This is a genomic window from Thiomicrorhabdus sp. zzn3, from assembly GCF_029767755.1.
In the GTDB taxonomy this organism is placed as follows: domain Bacteria; phylum Pseudomonadota; class Gammaproteobacteria; order Thiomicrospirales; family Thiomicrospiraceae; genus Thiomicrorhabdus.
Window position 1 is genome coordinate 68,769 of record NZ_JARUQS010000002.1, and the last position, 25,515, is coordinate 94,283.

Annotated in this window: 22 protein-coding genes; 18 read left to right on the forward strand and 4 right to left on the reverse strand. The window is 50.4% G+C overall.

Going from position 1 to position 25,515, the window contains the following annotated elements; all coding sequences use genetic code 11:
* The first annotated feature begins 10 nt into the window (after positions 1 to 10).
* The gene (locus QCB44_RS07965; RefSeq protein WP_279409303.1) at positions 11 to 1,423 is read left to right on the forward strand and encodes an MBL fold metallo-hydrolase; all 1,413 of its coding nucleotides are present in this window, start codon (positions 11 to 13) and stop codon (positions 1,421 to 1,423) included.
* A gap of 67 nt (positions 1,424 to 1,490) precedes the next feature.
* Here the strand turns inward: QCB44_RS07965 and rdgB are convergent, their stop codons facing one another.
* Together rdgB and rph are read right to left on the reverse strand one after the other, a co-directional pair.
* On the reverse strand, positions 1,491 to 2,096 hold the full coding sequence (rdgB, locus tag QCB44_RS07970; protein ID WP_279409304.1) for an RdgB/HAM1 family non-canonical purine NTP pyrophosphatase: 606 nt from the start codon (positions 2,094 to 2,096) through the stop codon (positions 1,491 to 1,493).
* Between the two features lie 20 nt (positions 2,097 to 2,116).
* Positions 2,117 to 2,836, reverse strand: coding sequence for a ribonuclease PH (gene rph, locus QCB44_RS07975; RefSeq protein WP_279409784.1), 720 nt, complete (start codon positions 2,834 to 2,836; stop codon positions 2,117 to 2,119).
* A 116-nt stretch (positions 2,837 to 2,952) separates the two neighbouring features.
* Here rph and QCB44_RS07980 point away from each other — a divergent pair, with 116 nt between their 5' ends.
* The 17 genes from QCB44_RS07980 to QCB44_RS08060 all read left to right on the forward strand — a co-directional run bounded on the left by QCB44_RS07980 (position 2,953) and on the right by QCB44_RS08060 (position 24,522).
* The gene (locus QCB44_RS07980; protein WP_279409785.1) at positions 2,953 to 3,810 is read left to right on the forward strand and encodes a YicC/YloC family endoribonuclease; all 858 of its coding nucleotides are present in this window, start codon (positions 2,953 to 2,955) and stop codon (positions 3,808 to 3,810) included.
* Positions 3,811 to 4,051: 241 nt separating this feature from the next.
* Positions 4,052 to 4,267 (forward strand): hypothetical protein, encoded by a 216-nt coding sequence (locus tag QCB44_RS07985; protein ID WP_279409306.1) that lies wholly within the window; start codon positions 4,052 to 4,054, stop codon positions 4,265 to 4,267.
* A 172-nt stretch (positions 4,268 to 4,439) separates the two neighbouring features.
* Positions 4,440 to 6,863, forward strand: a complete 2,424-nt coding sequence (locus QCB44_RS07990) for a penicillin-binding protein 1A (RefSeq protein ID WP_279409307.1) — start codon at positions 4,440 to 4,442, stop codon at positions 6,861 to 6,863.
* Positions 6,864 to 6,926: 63 nt separating this feature from the next.
* Positions 6,927 to 7,823, forward strand: a complete 897-nt coding sequence (locus tag QCB44_RS07995) for a fructosamine kinase family protein (RefSeq protein ID WP_279409309.1) — start codon at positions 6,927 to 6,929, stop codon at positions 7,821 to 7,823.
* Between the two features lie 327 nt (positions 7,824 to 8,150).
* Positions 8,151 to 8,798, forward strand: a complete 648-nt coding sequence (adk, locus tag QCB44_RS08000; protein WP_279409310.1) for an adenylate kinase — start codon at positions 8,151 to 8,153, stop codon at positions 8,796 to 8,798.
* A 337-nt stretch (positions 8,799 to 9,135) separates the two neighbouring features.
* Positions 9,136 to 9,420, forward strand: a complete 285-nt coding sequence (locus tag QCB44_RS08005; protein WP_279409311.1) for a hypothetical protein — start codon at positions 9,136 to 9,138, stop codon at positions 9,418 to 9,420.
* Positions 9,421 to 9,605: 185 nt separating this feature from the next.
* Complete coding sequence (locus tag QCB44_RS08010) at positions 9,606 to 10,166, forward strand: TRAP transporter small permease subunit (protein ID WP_279409312.1); 561 nt, start codon at positions 9,606 to 9,608, stop codon at positions 10,164 to 10,166.
* Positions 10,166 to 11,533, forward strand: a complete 1,368-nt coding sequence (locus QCB44_RS08015; RefSeq protein WP_279409314.1) for a TRAP transporter large permease subunit — start codon at positions 10,166 to 10,168, stop codon at positions 11,531 to 11,533. Before QCB44_RS08010 ends, QCB44_RS08015 begins: the two co-directional genes overlap by 1 nt.
* Before the next feature lie 132 nt (positions 11,534 to 11,665).
* Positions 11,666 to 13,810 (forward strand): EAL domain-containing protein, encoded by a 2,145-nt coding sequence (locus tag QCB44_RS08020; protein ID WP_279409315.1) that lies wholly within the window; start codon positions 11,666 to 11,668, stop codon positions 13,808 to 13,810.
* A gap of 141 nt (positions 13,811 to 13,951) precedes the next feature.
* Complete coding sequence (locus tag QCB44_RS08025; protein ID WP_279409316.1) at positions 13,952 to 16,099, forward strand: EAL domain-containing protein; 2,148 nt, start codon at positions 13,952 to 13,954, stop codon at positions 16,097 to 16,099.
* A gap of 4 nt (positions 16,100 to 16,103) precedes the next feature.
* Positions 16,104 to 17,012: a diguanylate cyclase gene (locus QCB44_RS08030; protein WP_279409318.1), complete on the forward strand. Its 909-nt coding sequence runs from the start codon at positions 16,104 to 16,106 to the stop codon at positions 17,010 to 17,012.
* A 454-nt stretch (positions 17,013 to 17,466) separates the two neighbouring features.
* Positions 17,467 to 19,206, forward strand: coding sequence for a DEAD/DEAH box helicase (locus QCB44_RS08035; protein ID WP_279409320.1), 1,740 nt, complete (start codon positions 17,467 to 17,469; stop codon positions 19,204 to 19,206).
* Between the two features lie 283 nt (positions 19,207 to 19,489).
* Positions 19,490 to 20,398, forward strand: a complete 909-nt coding sequence (locus tag QCB44_RS08040; RefSeq protein WP_279409322.1) for a hypothetical protein — start codon at positions 19,490 to 19,492, stop codon at positions 20,396 to 20,398.
* Between the two features lie 11 nt (positions 20,399 to 20,409).
* Positions 20,410 to 21,183 (forward strand): type II secretion system protein, encoded by a 774-nt coding sequence (locus tag QCB44_RS08045; protein WP_279409323.1) that lies wholly within the window; start codon positions 20,410 to 20,412, stop codon positions 21,181 to 21,183.
* Between the two features lie 12 nt (positions 21,184 to 21,195).
* Positions 21,196 to 22,698, forward strand: coding sequence for a prepilin-type N-terminal cleavage/methylation domain-containing protein (locus QCB44_RS08050; RefSeq protein WP_279409324.1), 1,503 nt, complete (start codon positions 21,196 to 21,198; stop codon positions 22,696 to 22,698).
* Positions 22,695 to 24,113, forward strand: a complete 1,419-nt coding sequence (locus QCB44_RS08055) for a type II secretion system protein (RefSeq protein WP_279409325.1) — start codon at positions 22,695 to 22,697, stop codon at positions 24,111 to 24,113. The genes QCB44_RS08050 and QCB44_RS08055 overlap by 4 nt, the downstream gene beginning before the upstream one ends.
* 88 nt (positions 24,114 to 24,201) lie before the next feature.
* Complete coding sequence (locus QCB44_RS08060) at positions 24,202 to 24,522, forward strand: hypothetical protein (RefSeq protein WP_279409326.1); 321 nt, start codon at positions 24,202 to 24,204, stop codon at positions 24,520 to 24,522.
* Positions 24,523 to 24,547: 25 nt separating this feature from the next.
* Here the strand turns inward: QCB44_RS08060 and QCB44_RS08065 are convergent, their stop codons facing one another.
* Together QCB44_RS08065 and moaC are read right to left on the reverse strand one after the other, a co-directional pair.
* A complete protein-coding gene (locus tag QCB44_RS08065) occupies positions 24,548 to 24,850 on the reverse strand; it encodes a GIY-YIG nuclease family protein (protein ID WP_279409327.1) in 303 nt (100 codons plus the stop codon).
* Between the two features lie 154 nt (positions 24,851 to 25,004).
* The gene (gene moaC, locus QCB44_RS08070) at positions 25,005 to 25,496 is read right to left on the reverse strand and encodes a cyclic pyranopterin monophosphate synthase MoaC (protein WP_279409786.1); all 492 of its coding nucleotides are present in this window, start codon (positions 25,494 to 25,496) and stop codon (positions 25,005 to 25,007) included.
* Between the last annotated feature and the right edge of the window lie 19 nt (positions 25,497 to 25,515).

The window sequence follows — 25,515 nt, forward strand, 5'->3', positions numbered from 1 at the left end:
GTAGTTTAACATGATGACTCCGATTCAATCTTTCGGTGGTGCGGAAACGGTAACCGGTTCGTGCCACCTCTTTCAGCTCCGCAAAGGCCCCAATCGTGGCCCAAACATTCTGGTGGATTGCGGCCTGTTTCAAGGGCGCATGCAAAAACACAACTATGATGCTTTCGGCTTCGACCCCAAAGAAGTCGACATCGTTCTCCTGACTCATGCCCACCTCGACCATGTCGGCCGCCTGCCAAAACTGGTTAAAGAGGGATTTGATGGGCGTATCATCACCCTGCGCTCGACAATGGACCTGGCTGAAGTGGTCTTGCTCGACAGCGCCAAAATTGCCGAAGAAGATTACGCTACTGATCTGAAAAAAGCGCAACGCCGCGGTGAAGAAGATCAAGTGAAAGAACCGCTTTATACGCTTGACGACGTGCATGCGGTGTTTGATCTCAACATCCAGTATGCCGAATACAACAAACCGATCCGCTTGACGCCGGACGTTCAGGTCACCTTCCGCAACGCCGGCCACATTTTAGGCTCCGCCACCATTCAGATCGACTTCCGCGAAAACGAGGAAGAGAAAACCGTGGTCTTCAGTGGCGACCTGGGCAACCGTAAAGACTTGGTGATGCCCTCTCCACAACCAGTTGCCAAAGCCGATGCGCTCTATATCGAATCCACCTATGGTGACCGCAATCACCGCTCACTCGAAGCCAGCATGGATGAATTCCGTGAAGTGATCACGCACACTTTGCTCAATCAGGGCAACGTCATGATTCCGTCGTTTGCCATTGAACGCACCCAGGAAATCCTGGTACTGCTCAAACAGATGTACTACGACAACACCCTGCCGCCCTGTAAAGTCTATGTGGATTCACCGATGGCGATCCGTGCGACCAACATCTACAACCAGTATGCCGAAGATTTGAATCCAAGCGCTCAAGCCATGCTGCAACGTGACGGTTCGGTATTTGACTTCCCTTACTTGCACTACAGCCACAAAGCGTCCGATTCGATGCGCATCAACGACGAAGACAGCGGCTGCATTATCATTGCCGGCAGCGGCATGTGCAGCGGCGGGCGGATCCTGCATCACTTTAAGCACCGCTTATGGAATCAACGCAACTGTGTCGTTTTTGTCGGCTATCAGGCCGAAGGCACTTTGGGTAGAAAGCTGGTGGACGGGGCCGATGAAATTCACATCTATCGGGAACAGATCAAAGTCCGCGCCCAGGTCTGCATGATCAACGGCTTTTCCGCCCACGCCGACCAGGAAGAGATGCTCAACTGGATGAGTCAGTTTGACCACTTGGAAAAAGTGTTTTTGATCCACGGCGAACGCGACAAACAGGAAATCTTTAAGCAAAGTATTGAGCAACGCCTGCACAAAACCGTGCATATTGTTGAACATGGCGAAGAGGTGTGGGTCTAGCACCTCGAATCCATCTGCTACGAATCTGAACAGGCCTTTTGACCAGGCCTGTTCAACCCCCTTTTTTTCAAAGCGCTTTAATCTGTTGGACCAACGCCTGCAACGCTTGAGCACGGTGACTGATATGGTTTTTTTCTTCTTTAGACAGTTCCGCCGCAGTTTTGCCTAACTCTGGCAAATTAAAGATCGGATCATAACCAAAGCCGCCGTCGCCTTTCGGCTCATAACCGATCTCCCCTTGCCAGCGCCCCAAACCAATCAATGGCGTCGGATCTTCGGCGAACCGGCAAAACGCCATCGCACAGTAATAACTTGCCTGACGCATGCAGGAAGGCACGTCATCCATGTCTTGCAGCAGCTTCTGCAAATTGGCTTCGTCGCTCGCATTGCCGCCTCCGTCCAGCGCCGCATAACGCGCCGAATAAATTCCCGGACGGCCGTGCAAGGCATTGACCTCGATGCCGGAATCATCGGCAATCGCCGGCAAACCGGTCTGCTCGCAAGCATAACGTGCCTTGAGAATGGCGTTTTCCACAAAGGAGAGTCCGGTTTCGTCGGCCTCGCTTGAAAAAAACTCTTTTTGCGGACGGACATTCCAGCCCAGAGGCTGAAGAATCTCGCCCATCTCTTTTAGCTTGCCCGGATTGCCCGTCGCCAGAACCAAAGTTTTCATGACTCAGCCTCCCGTCCGAATTACGCGCTCGCAATCGCCGCTTTCTGAACCGCAATCAGCTCCTGAATGCCTTTTTGTCCGAGCGCCAACATCGCTTGCATCTCTTGCATCGAGTAAGGCTCCCCTTCAGCCGTGCCCTGCACCTCGATGAAACGGCCGTCTTCCGTCATGACCAGATTCATATCCGTGTGCGCGGTCGAGTCTTCGGCATAATCCAGATCCAAAACCGGCAGGCCTTCATAAATACCGACCGACACCGAAGCAACATAGTGCAAAATCGGATTCTCTTGCAACAAACCTTGCTCAACCAGCCCTTCAATCGCCATCACCAACGCGACAAACGCTCCGGTAATCGACGCGGTACGGGTTCCGCCATCGGCCTGAATCACATCACAATCAATAAAAATGCTGCGTTCGCCCAGTTTTTTCAAATCCACTGCGGCACGCAGTGAACGCCCGATCAAACGCTGAATCTCCTGAGTACGCCCGCTCTGTTTGCCGGCAGAGGCTTCACGGCGCATACGCGTACCGGTCGAACGCGGCAACATGCCATATTCTGCAGTCACCCAGCCCTGATTAGCCCCACGTAAAAAAGGCGGGACGCTCTCCTCCACCGACGCGGTGCAAATGACCTGAGTATCGCCAAACGCCACCAATACCGATCCTTCGGCATGCTTGGTAATGTTTTTGGTGATCTTCACCTCACGCATTTGATCGGCTTGACGGCCGCTGGGTCGAATCGAACTCATACCTGTATCCTTTTTGCTTAACTTTGCTTAATTTCGCTAAAACCGAGTAGAATGAGCGCATTATAAAACATCGCGACTTGCAGCATGGAGGGAATCCGGTGAAAAGCATGACCGCCTTTGCGCGTAGCCAGTTCACAACCGAATGGGGCAGTTTCAGTTGGGAGATCCGCTCGGTTAACCAGCGCTTTTTGGAAATGCACTTTAAACTGCCGGACAATTTCCGCCATCTGGAAATGAAAATCCGCGATCAAATTAAAGCGTCCCTGCATCGCGGCAAAGTCGAAGTCTCCCTAAAGGTCAATGAAACCCAATCCAATCAAACCTTTGAAGTCAATCAAGCCATCCTTCAGCCTCTGGCGCAAGCGGTCAGCCAGGTACAACACACCTTAATCGAAGCCACCCAGGTTAACCCGCTGGAAGTCCTCAACTGGCCCGGAGTGCTAGGGCAAAATGAAAATGAGGAAAACCTCCAACAACGTGAAGCAGAACTCATGGAGGCTCTGCCGTCAACCCTGGCTGCGCTCAATGCTCACCGGGAACGAGAGGGTCAGGCGCTGGCTGAGGTGATTTTACGGCGTTGTGAAGCCATCGAAAAACAGGTGGGGCTGGCTCAACAGTTACTGCCGGAAATCATCGCCACGCAAACGGAAAAGGTGCGTCAACGTATCGCTACCTTGGTCGAAGAACTCGACGAAATGCGCGTCCATCAAGAGATCGCCATCCTGGCACAAAAACTCGATGTTCAGGAAGAGCTCGATCGTTTGCGCACTCATCTGGATGAAGTACGCCATGTTTTAACCTCCAAGGGCGCGGTGGGTCGACGCCTGGATTTTTTAATGCAGGAACTCAACCGCGAAGCAAATACCCTGGGATCAAAATCCGCGGATAGCCGCACTTCGCAAATCAGTGTGGAGTTAAAAGTTCTGATCGAACAAATGCGCGAACAAGTACAAAACATCGAATAACTTTCGCAATAGATATCTTGATCAGGCCTGATTAAATAAAATTCAGAGGGGGATAAGGTGACGGTTTGCATCATCGCAAACGTTTCTTGATTGAAATCAAGCATTTTTATTTGAAATAAGCGGCTGACAAAAGTATAGTTTGCACTGTATAAAACAGAAGAACCTCTGACCCAGTCAGAAAAATAACAGAAAGCATAGACTTTCACGGTTCCAAAATCATTGTTATCTGAGGCGCAAAATTATGAATAACTTAATGAAAATGCTAGGTGTTCTGGTTATTTCAGTTGTGATCCCATTGGCTGTATTGCTGGGTATCTGGGCTGACATCCTGCCACAATCACTGCAAGTTGCTGTCGGCATTATCGGCGTAATTTCAGCAATCGGGTTCATCGTTATCGGTAACCTATATTTGATGTGGAGTGACATCAAAACCGGTCGCTACAGCAAAAACTCTTAAGCCATCCCTCGCTTAAGCTTTCAAAAACCCAGCTTCGCCTGGGTTTTTGTGTTTCTAGCAACCGGATTTTTACAGAGAAACTCAATGAAATCCGTATAATAGGCTACAAATAACCATTTTCTAATAAAGAAAATAGCGACGATCCCATTCAACTCCTTCTTGATGAAATCCAATGAGCGAAATCAACGAGCACGACACTAAGCCTTCTGCACCGCACTCCTCTCCAACGAGTTCAAAAAAAGCGCGTCATTTGAAACGCTTGGTCTGGCTCAGTGCGTTCGCAGGCCTGTTTATCACCCCGCTAACGGTGATGCTGTTCTATGTGTTCACGATCTACCCGACCTTACCCAACGCGGCTTCGCTTAAAGATGTCACCTACCAAGTCCCATTGAGAATTGTCACTGAAGACGGCAAACTGATCAGTGAAATTGGTACCAAAAAGCGCATCCCACTCGACTATACCGAAATTCCGGAGCGCATGACCCAAGCGATTATTTCGGCTGAAGATGAAAGCTTCTTTGAACACGGCGGCGTCGACTATAAAGGGCTGGCCCGTGCGGTATTTGAACTGGTGACCACCGGCAGCAAGCAGTCCGGGGGCTCAACCATTACCATGCAGGTGGCACGTAACTTCTTCTTAAGCAAAGAAAAAACTTATCTGCGCAAATTTAATGAGATCATTCTCGCCTACAAAATAGAACATGAACTGAGCAAGCAAGAGATTCTCGCCCTTTACTTGAATAAAATTTTCCTCGGCCACCGTTCCTACGGGGTCGCGGCGGCTGCGCAAACCTATTATGGCAAACCGATCAACGAGTTGTCACTGGATGAATACGCCATGATCGCCGGGCTGCCTAAAGCGCCTTCCGCTTATAACCCAATTGCCAACCCGGAACGCGCCAAGATTCGCCGCAACTATGTTCTGCGCCGCATGCATGAACTCGGCTTTATTACGGATGAAGAACTGCAAGACGCCCTGAATGTCGAAGTACATGCTCAACTGGTGGGCGCGCGTATCGATATCGAAGCCGGCTACGTTGCCGAAATGGCTAGAGCATTTGCCGTGGAAAGATTCGGGGAAGATGCCCTCAAACAAGGGTTAACCATCGTCACAACCGTGAACAGCCACTTGCAGAACGTGGCGAACTTGGCCGTACGTGATGGTTTACAGGAATACGAACGCCGACACGGTTACCGTGGTCCGATCCGCCATCTCAGCCCTGCGGAAATGACGGACAATGAAGCCGTTCTGAACATTCTCAATGACACCCCGAAATTCGGCCACTTAAAAACGGGAGTGGTAACGGCTTTTAAAGGATCAGTCACCCAAGTCATGACCTTAGAGGGTGAACACGTTGAACTGCCGTTTGCCACCATGGAATGGGCCGCACCTTATATCGACGTTAACCGTAAAGGCGCCGATCCGAAGGCGCCACAAGACGTACTCAAAGTCGGTGACATCATCTATCTGCAACACCTGCAAGGCCAGTGGCAATTAGCTCAAGATCCGTTAACGGAAGCGGCTTTAATCTCACTCGATCCTAAAGACGGCCAAGTACGCGCTCTGGTCGGAGGGTTTGATTTTTTCCGCAGTAAATTCAACCGCGTCGTGCAAGCACGTCGTCAACCGGGTTCTAACTTTAAGCCTTTTTTGTATTCAGCCGCATTGGATAAAGGGCTGACAGCCGCCACTACCATCAACGACGCTCCGGTGGTATTCCACGATCGCGCCCTTGAAGATGTATGGCGTCCGGAGAACTATTCCGGCCGTTTTTATGGCCCAACCCGACTGAGAAAAGCGTTAGCCTACTCGCGTAACCTGGTCTCGATCCGCCTGCTACAACAGATTGGGATCCGCTATACGGTCGACTATGTACAACGCTTTGGCTTACCGGCCGAAGAACTGAACAAACACCGCGACCTTTCCCTGGCGCTGGGAAGTGTGCAGCTTACCCCTTGGGAAGTCGCTCGCGGTTATGCCACCTTCGCCAATACCGGTTACCGCATTACCCCTTACCTGATTAAGGAAGTACGTGATTTTAATGGCGATACCATTTATCGGGCAGAACCGAAAATTGCCTGTCAGGCACAATGTCTTGAGAACGATCCAAGCAGTGCCCCGCGCGTGCTCAGTCAACAGACCGCCTATATCACCACTTCTTTAATGCAAGATGTCATTCGTTATGGCTCCGGAAGACGGGCTAATGTGCTTAAGCGAGAAGACATTGCCGGTAAAACCGGGACCACCAATGATCAAAAAGACGCCTGGTTCTCTGGCTTTAACCCAGACGTAGTCACTACCGTTTGGGTCGGCTTCGACACGCCATCTACCTTGGGACGCAGCGAAGTAGGTGGACGTGCCGCCCTGCCGATCTGGATCGACTATATGCGCGAAGCCTTGGCGCCTTATCCAAATGCGCCGTTTGCCCGTCCAGATGGGCTGGTCAACGTTCCGATTAACCCGGAAACCGGGGAAGCCGTGCCGGCCGATACGCCAGACGCCTTCTTTGAAGTGTTTAAAGAGGGCAATGCACCTGAAGTGCCGGATGTCACCACCACGCAAATACACAAAATTACCGAAGAGCTGTTTGAATAAAACGGCTAAGCACTCAACAGGCCTGGTCAAACCGTTTCTGTAAACGAGCCCAAGGAGAATAGCATGGATTGGAATGCATGGTCAGAGACACTATCAACGACTACCGGTCAGCTCCTGCATATTGAATCCGCGCATGCCGTGGGCGGTGGCGATATCCATCAGGCTTTTCAACTGCACACCGCAGCCGGTAACTTTTTTCTCAAGGTCAACCGTGCGGATAGCCTGCCGCTATTTGAAACCGAAGCGCATAATTTGCAGGCCATTGCCGACTCCCAAACCATTCTCTGCCCGAAACCGATCGGGTTCGGATTGCATCATGGACAGGCCTGGTTGCTGATGGAACACCTGCAACTGAGTTCAAAAGGGGATGACTTTCAACGCGGTCGCGACCTGGCCTTGATGCATCATCAAATCAACCGTGATCCGCAGCAACAAACCCAACCTTTTGGCTGGTTTGAGGATAACTATATCGGCCATACTCTGCAGAAAAACCGTTGGCACAGCGATTGGATCGGATTTTACGGCGAAGAACGTCTGCGCCCGCAACTGGAACTGGCACAACTTCGCGGGGCGAGCCGAGCTCTATTCGATCGCGGGCAGCAGCTCATCGAAGCCCTGCCGTTTTGGTTTGAGGACTATCAACCGGAAGCTTCCTTGCTGCATGGTGACCTGTGGGGGGGCAACAGCGCCTTTACCGCCGACGGCGATGCGGTGATTTTTGATCCCGCCTGCTACTATGGTGACCGCGAAACCGATCTGGCGATGACCGAACTGTTCGGTGGTTTTTCCAACGATTTTTACCGCGGCTACAATGAGGTGTTTCCACTGGATCGCGGTTACGTATCACGCAAACCACTCTACAACCTCTACCATATCCTCAATCATTTCAATCTGTTTGGCGGCCATTATGCCCAGCAAGCCGCACAGATCATCGACCGCCTACTGGCCAGTCGCAATTAACGACTGCGCCCCAAAGCAGAAAAAAGACGGTAATTCTGAAGGTGTGTGAAAACGTAATGTGAACGCCAAAATCGAGGCAAAAATTGGTGAAAAAGCGGGGTTTACCTAAAGTAAATGAGCATTTTGAGCCGATTTTTAACAAAGAGTTTGGGGTTCGTAATAGTTTTCACATAGCTTCTATTGCCTGTTTTTATGATTCAGCAGATGCCGTATAATAGCGCCCATTCCATCGGGCGCCGCGGGCGCCAAGCGAAACCGTTTTATTTTCAATGCGTTTGAGCCTCTGCCACAGAGGGCAGACTCCAACGTCACAAACAGGACACAACTATGAAATTCATTCTTCTAGGTGCACCGGGAGCGGGTAAAGGGACTCAAGCTCAGTTTCTGACCAAAGAATTTAATATTCCGCAAATTTCAACCGGAGACATGCTGCGCGCGGCGATCAAAGAGGGTACTGAACTTGGCAAAAAAGCCAAAGAGTTTATGGATGCCGGAAAACTGGTGACTGATGAGATCATCATTGGACTGGTTAAAGAGCGCATTGCTCAATCCGACTGCGCCAACGGTTTTCTATTGGACGGTTTCCCTCGGACGGTTCCACAAGCCGACGCCCTAAAAGCGGCCGGCGTAGCCATCGACGCCGTGGTGGAAATCGACGTGCCTGACGAAGAGATCGTTAAGCGTATGTCAGGCCGCCGTGCGCACCTACCTTCAGGCCGCACCTACCACATCGTCTACAATCCACCTAAAGTGGAAGGCAAAGACGATGAAACCGGTGAAGACCTGGTGCAACGTGACGACGACAAGCCGGAAGTGGTGAAAGATCGTTTGAAAGTCTATCACGATCAAACGGCACCGTTGATCGACTACTATACGCAAGAGGCGGCCGACAATGATGCATTGAAATACATCAAAGTGGACGGCACGCAAAGTATTGCGGACGTTGAAAAAGAGATTTTGAGCGCATTGAAATAAGTGCTTCTCAAACCGCGGTCAAACAAAAGCCCGGCGATCGATTATGGTCTCCGGGCTTTTTTATTGTTACGGTTTTGTTTTTTGCCCTCCATACCCTGGAATGGCGCTTCAGAGTGATTTAAGGCTTTAGTCAGCGTTTATTTGACAACCATTACAGCAAAAAGGGTATGATGAAACTGTCCATTCTGACCCATTCAATGTGGAGGACGAGATGTTTAAGCAACGATTAAACCCCCTTACCATCGTGTTAAGTACGCTGCTGGCAGTGTTATTTTTACATGGCTGCACGGTCTATCCAGCCGGCTCCAGTGCTCGTGTATACACACAGACGGATAATGTGCGTCTCAGCTTAGCGTTCAACGACTACGACCGCTCACGCATCTTTCATTACTATGGCTATCCCCATCGAGGGCGTAAACCCTTGCCTCCCGGACACTATAAACGCTTTCAGCGCCACAAACCCCTGCCTCCAGGACTTTACCCGCGCCCGCTTCCAAGAGAACTAGACCGCCACCTAAGCCCATTGCCTTCGGGCTATGTCCGCGTGATCATCGGTGATGACATCGCAATCATGAATACCCGTACCCGGATTATTTACGATGTCCTGTGGGGCATTCGTTAATTTAACAAGCTTCCATCCTCAACAGGCCTAGGCGAATTGAAAACCAACAGGCCTGTTCCGTTTTATTCATCCATTGCCTGATCCGTGCTGAATGGCCACAAAAAGAGGCTAAAAAAACGGAAGTTCTGCAAAAACCCACACAACACCGTAAAATAAAGGCAAATTCAAGAAATTACGTGCTATCTATGCAATTTGCCAAACCTTTAAACCAATTTATTCGTTTGCAGGATCGCCTGCAAACCAAACTCGGTCATTGGATCGCCTGGGGCAGTCTTAGTCTCGTGCTACTCATGGCACTGATCGTCGTATTACGCTACGTTTTCAATATCGGCTCCATTGCTCTACAAGAAACGGCGCTCTATAACCACGCCATTCTGTTCATGCTCGGAATCGCCTACACCTATCAGCAAGATCAGCATGTGCGCGTCGATGTGTTCTATGCAAAGGCCTCCCCGCAACGCAAAGCCTGGATTAACCTCATCGGCACTTTGCTTCTGGTATTGCCGAGCATGGGCTTTATTCTGTGGAGCGGCTGGGACTACGTGTCTGCCAGCTGGGCGATTTATGAAGGTTCCGCAGAAGCCGGAGGCTTAGGTTACCTCTACCTGATTAAGACCTTGATTCTGGTGATGGCAAGCTTGGTAATTCTGCAAGCACTGGCAATCGCAGCGCGTTCTTGGCTGATTATTTTTCATCCGGACGACACTCCACTGGAACCGGCTTCTGAGACGGAGGGCAAACTCTGATGGAATGGCTCTCTCTATTGCTCTTTGCGATTATTTTCATCGCTCTCCTCGCCGGTTTTCCGGTCGCCTTCACCCTTGCCGGGGTCTCTCTATTGTTTGCACTGGTTGCCAACGCGTTTGGGGCCTTTGATATGGCCTTTCTGCAAAGTTTGCCCAACCGCATATTCGGCATTATGAACAACACCACCCTGCTCGCAGTGCCCCTATTTGTCTATATGGGAATCATGCTCGAGCAGTCCAAAATTGCCGAACAGTTGTTGGGCACCATGGACGAGGTCATGCGCGGTGTCAAAGGCGGCCTGGGCATTGCTGTGATTCTGGTCGGGATGCTGCTTGCGGCAAGCACGGGAATTGTCGGCGCCACCGTCGTTACCATGGGGCTGCTGGCACTGCCAACCATGCTCAAACAGGGTTATTGCCCGAAATTGGCCAGCGGCACCATCTGCGCCTCTGGAACCCTTGGACAGATTATTCCTCCGTCCATCATCCTCATTCTGTTAGGCGATGTGCTCTCTTCTTCTTACCAGCAAGCTCAACTGCAACAGGGGATTTTCTCTCCGGAAACGCTGTCTGTTGGTGATCTGTTTATCGGTGCACTCTTCCCCGGGATGCTGTTGGTTGTGCTGTACATGCTCTATATTCTATTTAAGGCCGTCACCCAACCGGACAGTGTGCCCAACCATACCGGCAAACCACTTGAACCGGGGTTAGCCAAGCGTGTTCTGAACAGTCTGCTACCGCCTTTACTATTAATTGTGCTGGTACTGGGTTCGATTCTCGGCGGCTTTGCCACCCCAACCGAGGCCGCTTCCCTGGGGGCTTTGGGCGCAACACTGCTTGCCGCGTTGAAAAACAAACTCACCCTGGATACGCTCAACACGGTAATGCGCAACACCCTGCAAGTCACCAGCATGATTTTCATGATCTTTATCGGTGCCGCCTTTTTCTCGCTGGTGTTCCGCGGCCTCGGCGGGGATGACTTGATGCATGAACTGTTATCCGACCTGCCTGGCGGCGTTTTTACCGCCATGTTGATCGTAATGGTCATCATGTTTATTCTCGGCTTCTTCCTCGACTTTATCGAAATTACCTATGTTGTGGTGCCGGTTGTTGCCCCCGTCCTGTTGATGATGGGGGTCGATCCGATCTGGCTTGGGATCATGATTGCCATTAACCTACAGACAGCCTTTTTGACGCCGCCTTTTGGCTTTGCACTGTTCTACCTCCGCGGCGTCGCCCCCCCGCAATTAAGTACTGCAGACCTGTATCGTGGAACCATTCCATTTATTGCCATTCAACTGTTTGTTTTGGTTTTAATTGCCATTTGGCCAGAGATCGTGACGTGGCTACCCAAAATGGTTTATTAGTCCTTAAATAGGCAGATCAACAGAATTTGTGCGAAAAAGCCGCTAAATAAGGCGTTTTTAGCGAGATAGCGATTGGCAACGCGGCCGATCTTAGTTAGAATCGAAGAAATAGCATTTTTTGGCGGCCAATGGATGAATTCAGCTCGACTCCATTCACAACTTGAAGCCTCTGTCACTCAGCTGCGCGAAGAGAAGGAGAGCAAACTCGAAATCATCTGCGCATTCCATGAAGCAGTGATCGTTTTCAAGCCTGACCTGACGCCGCAAATCATCAACCAGCAAGCGAAAGAACTGTTAAAGCACTACCCCCAAGATTCCGACCTGATTGAACAGCCACTGTTCTTTCGCAATAAAAAAGCGACCATTAAATTCGACCTTAAACAGTGGTTGAATGATCAGATCACTCCGAGCATCCCGGTCACGCCAGCTTCTGATCCCCAAGAATATTTGGTGTGGATTCGCGACCCGATGACGCTGAAAACCACGCCGCTACAACTCTCTGCCAAAGCCTTGTGGACGGAAAAGGGACTGCTCAAAAACGTACTGCTGGTAATCTATGACCGCTCAATCCATGCGCAGGCCGACGAACACAAGCGCCTAATGGAAGCCGCATTTAATAGCTATGACGGTCAGTTCATTACCAACGAGAAAGGTTACATCACACACCCCAACGCCGCCTTCTGTGCCTTAACCGGATTGGAGGTCGAGCGCTTAAAAAGCATGACACTGACGAGTTGGCTCGACCAGCAGGTCACGTTAAAAACCACGACTAACGAGGTCTTACAAACGTTGCTACAGACCCGTCACTGGAGTGGCGAGGTTGAACTGCATCCCATGCCCAACACCACTTTTTATGCGGTGTTAAGTATCTCGATGCTCGCCGATGAGCATTTCAACATCGAGCATTATGTCGTTACCATCCAGAACATCACCGACATTCATGAAGCACAATTGGCCATTGAGCAAATGGCTTACTACGATGACCTCACCGGTTTGGCGAATCGCCGCCTGGCTTTTGAGCATCTCGACCTGGCCCTGAAGCACCACAAGCGTCATCGGACCTATGCCGCACTGTTCTTCATCAACCTGGATCGCTTCAAAAGCATTAACGATGCCTTTGGCCGCAGTACCGGAGATGCCCTGCTGAAACAAGTCGCCGGCACGCTTAAACAGATGCTTCGAGCGGAGGATACGGTTGCTCGGGTCGGTGGAGATGAATTTCTGATACTGACTCAAGACAAAGCCACATCTCACAACCAAGCCACCCAAAACGCCTACCATCTGGCCAATAAAATCTCCAAACATCTCAACCGCAACTTCCACATTCACGAAACCACACTGAGCAACCGCGTCTGCATCGGCATCACCATCTTCCCGTTTCAAGAAAACGATACCGCCGAAGATCTGATGATGTATGCCGACCTGGCCATGTCGGCAGCCAAACGCCGCAGCAATCAAAAAATCTACTTCTACGAGCCCTCGCTGTCCGAAGTGGTGATCGAACGTCGCACTTTGGAACATGCCCTGACTACCGCGGATCTTGACCAGGAATTCCATCTCTATTATCAGCCTCAAGTCGGTTATCCCAACCACACAATCGGGGCCGAAACGCTATTACGCTGGCACCACCCCGAGCTCGGCTTTATTCCCCCTGACAAATTCATTCCCATTGCCGAAGAGGGACGGCAAATTCTGCGCTTGGGGCACTGGACTTTGCAAAAGGCTTTTGCACAAGCGAAGCAGTGGGCCGCAATCAATCCGCAATTCAACCTGTCGATCAATATCAGTCCGATTCAGTTTTACGAAGCGGACTTCATTCAGCAAACGCTGCAAATCATGCGCGACACCGGTGTCAACCCAAGAAACATCACCTTGGAGCTGACCGAAGGGGTATTGATTTCGGATATTCAATATGCTCTCAAAACCATCGAGAAACTTTCGCGCTTGGGCTTCCGCACCTCGATTGACGATTTCGGTACGGGCTATTCGTCACTAAGTTATTTGCAGAAGCTGCCGATTCATGAGCTGAAGATTGATAAAAGCTTTATCGCCAATGTCCCGCAAAGCAGTGATGACATTGCCATCGTCGAGTCGATCATCAGCCTGGCGCGAACCAAAGGCCTGCTGATTGTTGCCGAAGGTGTGGAAAAGCAGGAACAAGCCGACTTTTTACACCGCCAATCAACCGACATTTTGATTCAAGGTTATCTGTTTGGCCAACCGTGCAGTGCAGAGCAATTTGAAGAACAGCATCTACGAAGCAAAGAGACGGCCTAAGTCGCATAGGCAATGCGCTTAAATAATTTAATTTAGGAATAAGAAATGGTGATGAAATTCCAATAACCGTCGCTCCAACTTGGTTTATCATGCACTTAGCAGTTACTCGTCATTGGCAAAATTTCACCCATAGCATTCGTAATGAAAACGCCCCAGCATAATACAGAGATTACCACCCTCATTGCTCAGTTAAATGAAGCACACAGCCTGCAGCGTCAGCAAATCGCTGACGCGTTTCAAGAAGGCGTCGCTCTGTTTTCAACCGACCTTCAAGCGCGGCTGATCAACCAGCGAATGCAAGATTTTCTGTGCAATGATCAAAATGAACAGGCCTGTCTGTTCAATCGCATCACACTCTATACTCACAAGCGCGACACACGATCATTTGACCTCAAAACTTGGCTTGAAAGCAGCTTACTGTCACCAACTGTACGCACCTGTGAGCAGGTACTTTGGTTAAAAGGCTCTGCAACAGACGACCCCCCTAGCAAATTGACGCCGGTCCAGATCAAGGCTTATCCCATTGTCACCGCCGGCAACGAGATCGAAAACCTTTTACTGCACATAAAAGATTTAACCCTGGAAATCCAAGCTCAAGCTCAACTGCGTCTTATGGAAGCCAGTTATGCCGGGCAATTCATTACCAATGCTCAAGGGCAGATCACACAACCCAACTACGCCTTTTGTGCCTACACCGGGCTCAAGCCTGAAGTTCTCGCCTCCATGACCTATATCGACTGGCTCAAACAGCAGGTCGGACTGCGAGTGCCTTTCGGCAGCGTCATGCAGGCCTTGCTGGATGACGGTTTCTGGAGCGGCGAAGTGGAAATCAGCGCCTCTTCGGATGCACAGTTCCATGCGGTACTCAGCTTGTCGATGCTCACCGATGAAAACCGCAATATTGAACACTTTATCGGGGTCATTCAAGACATTACCGACATTCAGGAAGCGCGTTCCCAAATTGAACGTCTCGCTTATTATGACCGTTTAACCGGCTTGGCCAACCGGACACTTTTGACCAATCACATCGAAGCCACTCTGGAAAATGCCCCTTACAGTCAAAATTATTCCGCTTTGATTTTGATTGACCTGGACGGCTTTAAAATTCTCAATGACACCCTAGGACAAAACATTGGCGACCAGCTACTTATCCGTGTCTCACAAAAGCTTAACCAGATCAAAGCACCTAACGACCTGGCGGCCCGTTTGGACGGCGACGATTTTGCCCTGCTGATGAAAGAGCTCAGCCAAGACAGTCAAGAGGCTTTGGAACGGGCACTGGCCAGCGCTTACCACATTCAAGAAATTCTGGATGATCGCTATCAAATTCGTAACCGTTCACTGCACTGTTCCGCCAGCATCGGCGTCTATCTATTCTCCAAAGAGTGCGAATGCAGTGAATCCGACCAGATCATCGGCTATGCCAACCTGGCGATGCATGAAGCCAAAGCCCTGGGAGGCAACCAGGTTTGCCTGTTTGAACAGCGCCTGTGTGAAGTGGCCAAGCAACGTCTGGAAATGGTTCAGGCCTTGAATCACTCCGAACTGGATGATGAATTCCAACTTAACTTCCAGGCTCAAATCGATTCAACCGGCCGCGCGGTGTCCGCAGAAACATTGTTGCGCTGGCATCATCCAACGCTGGGGATGGTGCCTCCCAACGACTTTATCCCTATTGCGGAAGAGGGCCGCCAAATCATTAAAATTGGCCTATGGGTGATGCATAAAGCCTTTATTCAAGCCAAGGCATGGAACAAACAGTATGGCGGCGAAACACCGGTACGTGTTTCCATCAATATCAGTCCCATCCAATTTCACGAACAGAGCTTTGTGGAACTGGTAATCGGTCTGGTCAAATTTACCCAAGTGGATCCAAACACCATTACCTTGGAGCTGACAGAGAGTGTCTTGATCCGCAATACCCAACTGGCGCTGCAAAAAATTCAGCATTTGGTGAGTCTCGGTTTCCAAATCTCCATCGACGACTTCGGTACAGGCTATTCTTCGCTCAGCTATCTCCAGCGTTTGCCGTTACACGAACTGAAAATTGACCAGGCCTTTATCCGCCATGTACCCGAGAACCCGGATGATGTCGCCATTGTCGAATCGATTATCAAGCTGGCGCAAACCAAACGTCTCAATGTGGTTGCGGAAGGCGTCGAAACCCAGCAACAAGCCGATTTCTTACGCGAACTGTCGCAGGACGTTTGCATTCAAGGCTATCTATACAGCCGCCCCGTCCCGGCCGCCGAGTTTGAAGAGCAGTTTTTAAAACCGGCAGATTACTAGACTGATGGGCCTGTCAACCGACCAATTGATTATGGTGCTGAACGCCTTGCCCGATCCGGTTTTTGTACTCACGGAAGATGGCTATTACGCCGGACTTTATGGTCATTCCGATCCAGCCTACTATCACGACGGACATCAACTGGTAGGCCGTTCGTTATATGATGTGCTGCCCACTGAAGTAGCCGAGTGGATTATGCAGCAGGTAGCCTTATCTCTCGAGCAACAACGGCTCATTAAAGTGGAGTACCCTCTTTCAGCCGAACAGGTTAAAGGACTGGAAGATCAGGTTGGGCCCGAAGGGATGCTTTGGTTCGAAGGCCATATTCAACCTTTTCCAGAACGCATCAACGGCAAACGCGCCGTGATTTGGGTTGCACGCAATATCACCGAACGCAAACACTTAGCTGAAGAGCTTCTCCATGCCAGCCAAATTGACCCTTTAACCGGCGCATACAACCGGCGAAAACTCATCGAGGTCATGGAACAACATTTTGTCCAATTTAAGCGCTACGGCCACCCTTTGTCATTTATCCTCTTCGATATTGACCATTTTAAACAGATCAATGATCAACTCGGCCACTTAACCGGCGATGAAATTTTATGCTGTTTGTGTGAGGTAACCCAGGAACTGCTGCGACAAAGTGATCTTTTAGCCCGCTTTGGCGGGGAAGAGTTTGTTATTCTGCTTCCTAGCACACCGGCCGACCAAGCTTACATGACCGCCGAGCGGATTCGTACGACTCTCGAACACGAAGTTGCTCGTCGCTTGGGAGCTAAAAAGAGCATTACTGTCAGCTTGGGTATCAGCGAACTCAAGCCAGAAGACAGCCACTACGAACAGTTAATGCAACGTGCTGACCACGCACTTTACCAAGCCAAGCGCAACGGCCGGAACCAAAGCATCCAACGTTAAAACGCGCTTGCCAAGCCCGCACTCCTTCGACACCCATAAATTTTATTAATTTTTGCAATAAATTTAATTATTTAGTATAATCCGCGCTTCGCTTCATCAGCAGTGCCAAAAAAATAAACAGGCCTGTTCAACCAAAGCGAACACCATGAGCCATTTGCCCGCATTGTAATTCGCGTTAATTCACGCCTTTCGAGCTCCGTATCTACGACTCGACCTGACTGTTTTCTGCCGCAAAAGCGCTCACTATTTAATGACATTTTGCCCCAGAATAACTCGAGAGACGCCTGAAATTTCAGGCTTAAGCACGCGCCAACCTGCTGCGCGGCATCCTAGTGATGATGACGCCGTCTGATTCAGACTGCGAACTCCTGTCTTCCTTGTATTTTGTATTCCAGGGCAAAGCTATCCGAATATGCAAAAGCAGACCCGGATCCCACAAAATTAAGGAACTTGCATGAGCACTGAACTGACATTTAACCAACTGAACCTTAGACCGGAAATCGTCCAGGCGATTACCGAAATCGGTTATGAAACTCCCTCCCCGATCCAGGCCAAAGCCATCCCGACGCTTTTAGAAGGCGGCGATATTCTGGGGATGGCGCAAACCGGTACCGGTAAAACCGCAGCGTTTGCCCTGCCAATCTTGAGCCGCATCGATCTCAAACAAAAAAACCCACAAGTCTTGGTATTGGCACCGACACGCGAACTGGCCATTCAGGTTGCTGAAGCGTTTCAAAGTTTTGCACACCACCTTAAAGGCTTCCACGTTCTGCCGATTTACGGCGGTTCCGATTACGGCCCACAGATCCGTGCATTGAAACGCGGCGTGCATGTCGTTGTCGGCACACCTGGGCGCGTGATGGATCATATCCGTAAAGGGACCTTGCAACTCAACGAGCTTAAAACCTTGGTATTGGATGAAGCGGACGAGATGCTGCGCATGGGCTTCATTGACGATGTTGAGTGGGTATTGAAACATACGCCTGAAACCCGTCAAATCGCGCTGTTCTCGGCAACGATGCCTAAAGAAGTACACCGTATTGCCACGGACTACCTGCAAGATCCGACTGAAGTCATCATCAAGCAAAAAAGCAACACCGCGACCACCATCGACCAGAAATACTGGCTGGTCAGCGGACTGCATAAACTGGATGCCCTGACACGCATTTTGGAGCACGAACCGACCGATGCGGTGATTATTTTTGTGCGCACCAAAAATTCCACAGTGGAACTGGCCGAAAAACTTGAAGCACGCGGATACGCGGCGGCGGCACTCAATGGAGACATTGCGCAAAACCACCGTGAGCGTATTGTGGATCATCTAAAAGAAGGTAAGCTCGACATTCTGGTCGCGACGGACGTTGTTGCACGTGGTTTGGACGTACCGCGTATCAGCCACGTTGTAAACTACGACATTCCGACCGACAACGAATCTTATGTACACCGTATCGGGCGTACCGGGCGTGCCGGGCGCAGCGGTACCGCGATTCTATTCGTGGCACCTCGCGAGCGCCGTTTACTGCGTTCCATTGAGCGTTCTACCAATAAGCAGATCCCGATGATGGAACTGCCTTCGGCCAAAGACATTAACGAATCACGCGTCACTCGCTTTAAAGAGCGTCTGATCGAAGCGGCCCAGCAAGACGATATCCAGTTCTATGAAGAGATGATCGCGCAGATCGAAAACGAGAAAAACATTCCGGCCATAGAATTGGCGGCCGGTCTGGCGCGATTACTGCAAGGTGATGTGCCATTTTTCCTTGATGAAAAACCCATTAAACAGGCCCGTCAAGATAAGTTCCGTGACGGCGAACCCCGCCAGCGCTCAGAGCGTTCTGAACGTCCACGCCGTCAGCAACGCACGCCGGATGAAGGCATGGAGCGCTACCGTATTGAAGTGGGACGCCAGCACGGAGTTAAACCGGGCAATATTGTCGGCTGTATCGCTAACGAAGCGGGAATTGAAAGTGAGTTCATTCGCCAACTGAGTATTGAAGACACATACAGCATGGTTGACCTGCCGGCCGATATGCCTAAGGACATCTTCAACGACCTGAAAAAGTCTTGGGTATGTGGCCAACAGCTGAATATCTCGCGTGTTAAAACCATCGGCAAACCTGGCCGCAAGCCTTTAAGCCGTAAAAAATCGGCTTCCTCCAAAGACAAAGGCAAACCGCGTCGCATGACCCGATAACGCTTAACAAACGCCATTTCAAAACCGAACAGGCCTGGTCAGAAGTCTTTTTTGACCAGGCCTGTTCAGTTTCTGCCCGCCTAAAAAGGCCACTACCAGCGATCAATATTAAAAGGGTCAATACGCTTTCAATTTATTTTTAATAATGTTTAAAAAACAATCATATATAATCATTTAATGTATCAAGCGCAATGACCGATCTTCCTAAATGAGCGTGTGCTAGCGAAAAATGAAGACCCTTCACAGCAATCACCCCCTCCCCCTTCGTAGACAAGAGGGCTTTATGGTGCTTATGATCTTAATGATGTTGGCACTAGGAACCGCTGCATGGTTCGGATCCTTGGGACAAATTCGCGCCAACTCCATGAAAATCGAGAGCGAAGATCGCAACCTGATGGAGTTGCAATCGATTAAAGACCGCATGCTTGCCTATGCGATACTCCATCCGGAAATCTACTCTGATGAATCCATCACCCCCGGCGTCGGTTATTTCCCTTGCCCGGATATTAACGGGGACGGCCTATCCGACGGCCCTTGCGGCTACACCTCTGGCATCAACCAGCTTTTCGTCATCGGCCGGGTTCCGGAACGTATCTCCAACCACTTTTTTTCATTTATTGATTCCGACCTGGATCCATCACTGTATTGGATGGCGGTCGACAGCCGACTGGTGAACGATCATGGTTTCTTCCAGTTCACCACGGCTAAACGCTTCGCGCCGGTCAACACCAATTTGGATACCGAAGTCAAAGACCAAAGTAACAATGATGTCGCGCCGCTGCTCGTTGACGGCAAAGACGAAATCGTCATGGCCCTGTTTTATGCAGGCCCTCCACTTAGCGGACAGTCACGTACGAGCAACAGCATCACCGATTATTTGGAACAACCTGCCATCAACAACGGCTATAACATTAACTTTCAGTCGGTCGGCGCCAACAACGACGTCTTTAATGATTATGTGATCACCATCACCCGTGGCGAATGGGAAGCCGCCCTTTTGTCTCGAATCAGCCAGGATGTTTCGCCCCAGGACGGCACTCCCGATTTATGCAATTCGGTGACAGATGGCATTGAACACTGGTTCAATGACTGTTCCTACATCAACCCTGTAAGCAGACCGGTATTTACCTGCGATGGTACGACCTTTGACAACCTTGCCGGCCAGGGCTGGCGGACTCTGGTCTGCCCATAAATGAGAATATTATGAAACGCTTAGGTCACATTATTCATCGAAAAGAGTCCGGCTTCTCATTATTGGAAATGATGATCGCTTTGGTCATTCTGGGCATTTTAACGACAGAGCTGGTCAGAACCAACGCCCTCTCCAGAGACTACCAAAACCTCCGGGAAAACAGCGCACATGTCAGCGTCGCCAAGACGCTGCTATTAAGCTTTTTACAGACCAATGGTTATCTGCCCTGTCCAGACACCGATAACGACGGCTGGGAGAATCGCTCTGGCGATCAATGCAGCGCCGATTCCGGAAAACTGCCACATTTGATGTTGGGAGTCTCACGACAGGATGCATGGAATGAAAGCCTTTTTTACAAGGTCAATACAGAAACCACCTCTGCAAATATCAGCAGTGCCAACTTTTCCGCCAGCTACTTTGCCTCTGACTCCGCACCGGTGTTTACCTTTGCCACACCGCCAACCGGCGTAACCGGAGGCTCAGGCAATCTTACAGTCTGTTCCGAATCAGCCACGACAAGCTGTAGCGGCGCCACCTCGAGTGACCATCTATTGGAAAGTGCGGCCATTGCCGTCATTGTCAGCTTTGGTAAAAACAGCGCTCAGACCTGGGGATATATCCATTCCGGCAGCCTCAACGCACTCAACAGTGTCGAGACAGAAAATGCCGATGACGATGCCTATTTTTGGCAGTCCTCCATGGATCAAGCAGATGACTCTCTAGCCTGGATCACGGGCTATGAAAGTAAATACGCATTAATGAAGTCGGAAAGAGGCCTGCATTAAAGGACACGCGCAATGAAACCAGTTAACTCAAATTTTTATTCAAACGGCTTCTCTCTTTTAGAATTAGTCATTGTGCTCGCCATCGCAAGCATTATCGGCACCGGTTCCATGGTCGTTTATTCGGAATTTCACGATCATGCCAAATGGCAAGAAAGCCAGGGTAAATTGGCCGTGGTTAAGAAGGCGATCATTAAATTTACCCAAAAAAATAAATTTGTGCCCTGCCCAGATGCCAATCAGGACGGGTTTGAATCCAGAACGGCCACCAGAGGGCGAATCCCCGCCGTTCCAGCCACTCCCGCTATTCCTGCAGTCCCAGGCACCGCCAGCCGACCGACCATTCCAGCCATTCCGGCCGTGCCCGCACAACCGGCGATTCCCAACATTCCGGTGAATACCTGTACTGCGGATACCGGTACCGTTCCCTATGAAACCATCGGCTTGAGCCGCGCATCGGTGGAAGACAGCTGGGGGAATTTAATCGTCTATGCGGTGGATCAGGGAGTCACCGATCCTGATTTGATGCTGGATTGTCCGCAACAGACATCCTGCTTTTTCAATCGCGACCCGATTCCGGCGCTGCCAGCCAATCGCGTCTACCCTGGCAGTGCCCTACCGGCATTTGATGCCTCCACGCTGCCTACGGAATCCCTGCTAGGAAGCAACAACCTGCGCATCTGTTCCAGTTCGGCCTGTTCTGACGTCGTGGCAGACGGCCAGGTAGTGATCCTGGTCGCCAGAAACCAGAACGGTCACAGCAATAACGGCTTAGAGGCCGACGAAAATGAGAACATTGATGGCGACCGCAACTTCGTCGTCACCCGTTACGCCAAGTCTCCCTATTACGATGATTCCGTACTGGGCATTGGGGCTTACGAACTGAAACTGCCAAACGGCATGGAAACCTACGAAGTTGTCAACACCTCGTCAACCACCACCACTAATCCGATGAAAAGCGGGGAAAACGTCACCGGTGGCGGGGCCGATAAAAGCATCGGCAATATCGGGGATAACAACCCCTATAGTAACAATGTACAAACAGCGGTCTTTGACCAGACCGTAAGCTTTGGTGCAGAGTACGCCGGCAAGACCGTCGTCATGAATTTGGACACCAAAGCCTATGGCACCTGGGATCAGCCTTCCAGGTGGGATCCTAACCTAACCAGCGACAAGGCCTTTATTTCGGCCAATGGTGACATCTTAGAAACCCTGACGTACGATGCCACCCAAAACGATCAGGACGGTTACTATAGCTACTACGATCCGGCACGAGCGGGTGAAGAAGGCGTCCCGAACCGGACTGAAAAGTATTGGGACGACTCCCATGAAGTTGTGTTTCAGCTGGATGAAAGCGGTGATGCCAATCTCCAATTTGCCGTTGCCACCACCGGAACCGATGAACAGGTGGACTTCACCAACATTCAGTTGGTCATTTACGATACACCACCTCTCATACCGAGCTTTCCAAGTGTTCACCCCATTGACGGCATTGAGCAAACACAAGGATTAGAATGATGCGCACAACAAAACGGCGACCACGCTCATCAACCCAAGAATCCGGTTTTACTCTGGTTGAGTTAACCATTGTCATGCTGATTGTCGGGATTGCCCTGGTTGGCTTGTTAACCAATACCGGCACGGTTCGACACGTACAAAAAATCAAAGAAACAGAAACCTCACTGAACAAAATCAAACAAGAGCTGCTCAGTTACGGCCGGGTTCACAAGTTTTTGCCCTGCCCGGATAGTGATCATGACGGTCGCGAAAACCGTGTCGGCCAATGCTCTGTCAGTGTCGGGACCGTACCTTATCTGGATTTAGGCATCCAGCGAGAAGAGAGTTTAGATGAATGGGGAAACCCTTTTCGTTACGCTATCAATACCGACGCGACCGACAGCAGCTTAATTTGCGACAAGCGCAGTTCTGCCAGTTTTTTCTGTGATCAGGGCGCCAATATCACCCCGTGGTTCACCTTGACCGATACGCCCCCCACCGCGGCCGACCGAGGCAGCGGCAATTACTATATCTGCAACGCCAATACCACGACCTGTAATGCGGCAACCGTCGCCAACAGTGCCAATATTGAGCTCAATACCGCAAGTGTCGTGCTGGTCGCTTATAACCAAGACGGCTTCGCAGCCCTGAACAACTGTGCCAGCCAAAACGCGGCATCGCAAGAAAATTGCGACATCGACCTATATTATCATCGCGCCGTCGCGTCCAATCAGGGCGACCAGTTTTTTGACGACATCATCATTCCCATCAGCGGTTATGAAATTAAATCTTATATTTTGTCGCAAATGCTCACCTGGGACAGCTTCTCTTCCTCCAGTACCTCTTCCGGACTGACGCCAACCTATGAGGACTTTGACATTACCGCCGATGACACCGTTCCCGTCTCCAATGAGGAGGCATCTCCGGATGTGATCCTGGTTAATCGCAATGTCGAAACCGACCTCAACTTGGGAGGCGGAGACGATTACTTAGCGATTGGCCATGATTTGGAAACCGGCGCCGACATCGATACCGGATACGGTAATGATCAACTGTATATTGTTGCCGAAGCACGTGGCAACATCGATTTAAGCCGCGGGGATGACCGCTTTGTACTCGGCACTGACTTACAGGCAAATCTTGATGCCGGTTGGGGCAACGACAAAGTGTGGATACAAGGCAACGTGCTTTCCGGCTCCAATCTGAACATGAACAAAGACGATGATGTTGTATGGCTCGGCGATAGCGCCGACAGCTCAAGCGGTCAAATCAATGATGATATCGACGGCGGCTCGGGCTACGACATTTTGGTGCTCGAAAACACCACTAAAAGCGAATGGGACAGCAGTATCAGCCTGCAAAACCGGGTGGATAATTTTGAACTGGTTATTTTCAAAGCGGATGAATCCGGCGTTCGAGAGTATATTGAACGATAGCTCTACTCTGATTTGCCAACACAAGCCGGTTGCTCTATTATCAAAAAGAGGGGATTACCCTTTATTATTTCAACGATGAGGTGACATCATGAAACGCTCCGCTCTTGCTTTAACCCTACTATTCAGCTCTCCGTTTATTTTTTACGCCTCTGCTTCTGTTGCCGAGCCGCCTAATAAAGCGGAACGGAAAGCCCAAAAGCAACCAACTCCGAATTACGGTCAGATTCGCAGTGAAGAAGCGCACAAACAACGAGATATGAAAAAAGAACGCCAGGAAATCGAGGGCAATCGAGACAAAACCCAACTGGAACGTGAACGCGAACGAGAAAGTCAGCGCTACCGAGAAGAACAAACTCGAGAGTTGCAGAAACATCGTGAAGAAATGTTACGCGAACGACGCCAAAACTAAGCGGCTTCGCTTTTGTGCCATTCCTCTAAAGCGAGTTATTTATTGAGACCAACCTCTCTTTTGCCGCTTTTGGGAGCTGTTTCAGATGATATTCGCGCTTAAGTGCCGCTTGGCGGTTTTCAGCCCGCTCTTGATAAACCAATTGACACGGGCGGCGGGATTGGGTGTAACGGGCACCTCCTGTGATTTCGCCGTTGTGTTGACGTAATCGCTTATCCAATTGAGTGGTGATGCCGCAATAAAGGGATTGATCTGAACAGCGCAGCAGGTAAACCCACCAGGCCTGTTCCGTTTTTTCAGCCGCCTGGCAATCAGACTTGGTCGCCATAGTAACGTCGGTTACATCAGCACGTGTAGTGCATGTTAGGTTGCCGCTTATCTTTTGACAAGTTCAAGACACGCTTCGCACGCAATAGAAGCCGATTGCGAAGAAGCATAACACCGAAGTTGGCAATGAGAAGCGCAAGATATACGTGCATGATTTAATCCGCCGTTGCTCTAACCCAATGGCCGGATTTTCCACCTTTCTTTTCCAGCAGCTGTACCTGATCGATAATCATGCCTTTATCAACCGCTTTACACATATCGTACAAGGTCAAGGCGGCGGCGCTGGCGGCGGTTAACGCCTCCATCTCCACGCCGGTCTGCCCGACCAATTTGCAGATCGCAACGATCTCGACATGGCTGTTTTCCATATTTGGCGTCAGTTCCACCTTCACCGAGGTCAGCATCAACGGGTGGCACATGGGAATAATGTCCGGGGTCTTTTTGGCGGCCATGATGCCGGCAATACGCGCAGTCGCCATGACATCCCCCTTCTTATGCTTGCCTTCGACAATCATCCGCAGGGTTTCTGGTTTCATGCGGATCACCGCCATAGCACGCGCTTCACGTTCGGTATGCGCTTTTTCACTGACGTCGACCATGCGCGCCTGACCTTTTTCGTCCAAATGGGTTAAGCTGTTTTCACTCATCGAATTGCTCACTTTCTCT

What these genes read in the sequence shown, in the direction of transcription:
- QCB44_RS07965 (WP_279409303.1), top strand. Translation starts at nt 11, where the DNA reads ATGATGACTCCGATTCAATCTTTCGGTGGTGCGGAAACGGTAACCGGT.
- rdgB (WP_279409304.1), bottom strand. Translation starts at nt 2,096, where the DNA reads ATGAAAACTTTGGTTCTGGCGACGGGCAATCCGGGCAAGCTAAAAGAG.
- QCB44_RS07980 (WP_279409785.1), top strand. Translation starts at nt 2,953, where the DNA reads ATGACCGCCTTTGCGCGTAGCCAGTTCACAACCGAATGGGGCAGTTTC.
- QCB44_RS07985 (WP_279409306.1), top strand. Translation starts at nt 4,052, where the DNA reads ATGAATAACTTAATGAAAATGCTAGGTGTTCTGGTTATTTCAGTTGTG.
- QCB44_RS07990 (WP_279409307.1), top strand. Translation starts at nt 4,440, where the DNA reads ATGAGCGAAATCAACGAGCACGACACTAAGCCTTCTGCACCGCACTCC.
- QCB44_RS07995 (WP_279409309.1), top strand. Translation starts at nt 6,927, where the DNA reads ATGGATTGGAATGCATGGTCAGAGACACTATCAACGACTACCGGTCAG.
- adk (WP_279409310.1), top strand. Translation starts at nt 8,151, where the DNA reads ATGAAATTCATTCTTCTAGGTGCACCGGGAGCGGGTAAAGGGACTCAA.
- QCB44_RS08010 (WP_279409312.1), top strand. Translation starts at nt 9,606, where the DNA reads ATGCAATTTGCCAAACCTTTAAACCAATTTATTCGTTTGCAGGATCGC.
- QCB44_RS08015 (WP_279409314.1), top strand. Translation starts at nt 10,166, where the DNA reads ATGGAATGGCTCTCTCTATTGCTCTTTGCGATTATTTTCATCGCTCTC.
- QCB44_RS08020 (WP_279409315.1), top strand. Translation starts at nt 11,666, where the DNA reads ATGAATTCAGCTCGACTCCATTCACAACTTGAAGCCTCTGTCACTCAG.
- QCB44_RS08025 (WP_279409316.1), top strand. Translation starts at nt 13,952, where the DNA reads ATGAAAACGCCCCAGCATAATACAGAGATTACCACCCTCATTGCTCAG.
- QCB44_RS08030 (WP_279409318.1), top strand. Translation starts at nt 16,104, where the DNA reads ATGGGCCTGTCAACCGACCAATTGATTATGGTGCTGAACGCCTTGCCC.
- QCB44_RS08035 (WP_279409320.1), top strand. Translation starts at nt 17,467, where the DNA reads ATGAGCACTGAACTGACATTTAACCAACTGAACCTTAGACCGGAAATC.
- QCB44_RS08040 (WP_279409322.1), top strand. Translation starts at nt 19,490, where the DNA reads ATGGTGCTTATGATCTTAATGATGTTGGCACTAGGAACCGCTGCATGG.
- QCB44_RS08045 (WP_279409323.1), top strand. Translation starts at nt 20,410, where the DNA reads ATGAAACGCTTAGGTCACATTATTCATCGAAAAGAGTCCGGCTTCTCA.
- QCB44_RS08050 (WP_279409324.1), top strand. Translation starts at nt 21,196, where the DNA reads ATGAAACCAGTTAACTCAAATTTTTATTCAAACGGCTTCTCTCTTTTA.
- QCB44_RS08055 (WP_279409325.1), top strand. Translation starts at nt 22,695, where the DNA reads ATGATGCGCACAACAAAACGGCGACCACGCTCATCAACCCAAGAATCC.
- QCB44_RS08060 (WP_279409326.1), top strand. Translation starts at nt 24,202, where the DNA reads ATGAAACGCTCCGCTCTTGCTTTAACCCTACTATTCAGCTCTCCGTTT.
- QCB44_RS08065 (WP_279409327.1), bottom strand. Translation starts at nt 24,850, where the DNA reads ATGGCGACCAAGTCTGATTGCCAGGCGGCTGAAAAAACGGAACAGGCC.
- moaC (WP_279409786.1), bottom strand. Translation starts at nt 25,496, where the DNA reads ATGAGTGAAAACAGCTTAACCCATTTGGACGAAAAAGGTCAGGCGCGC.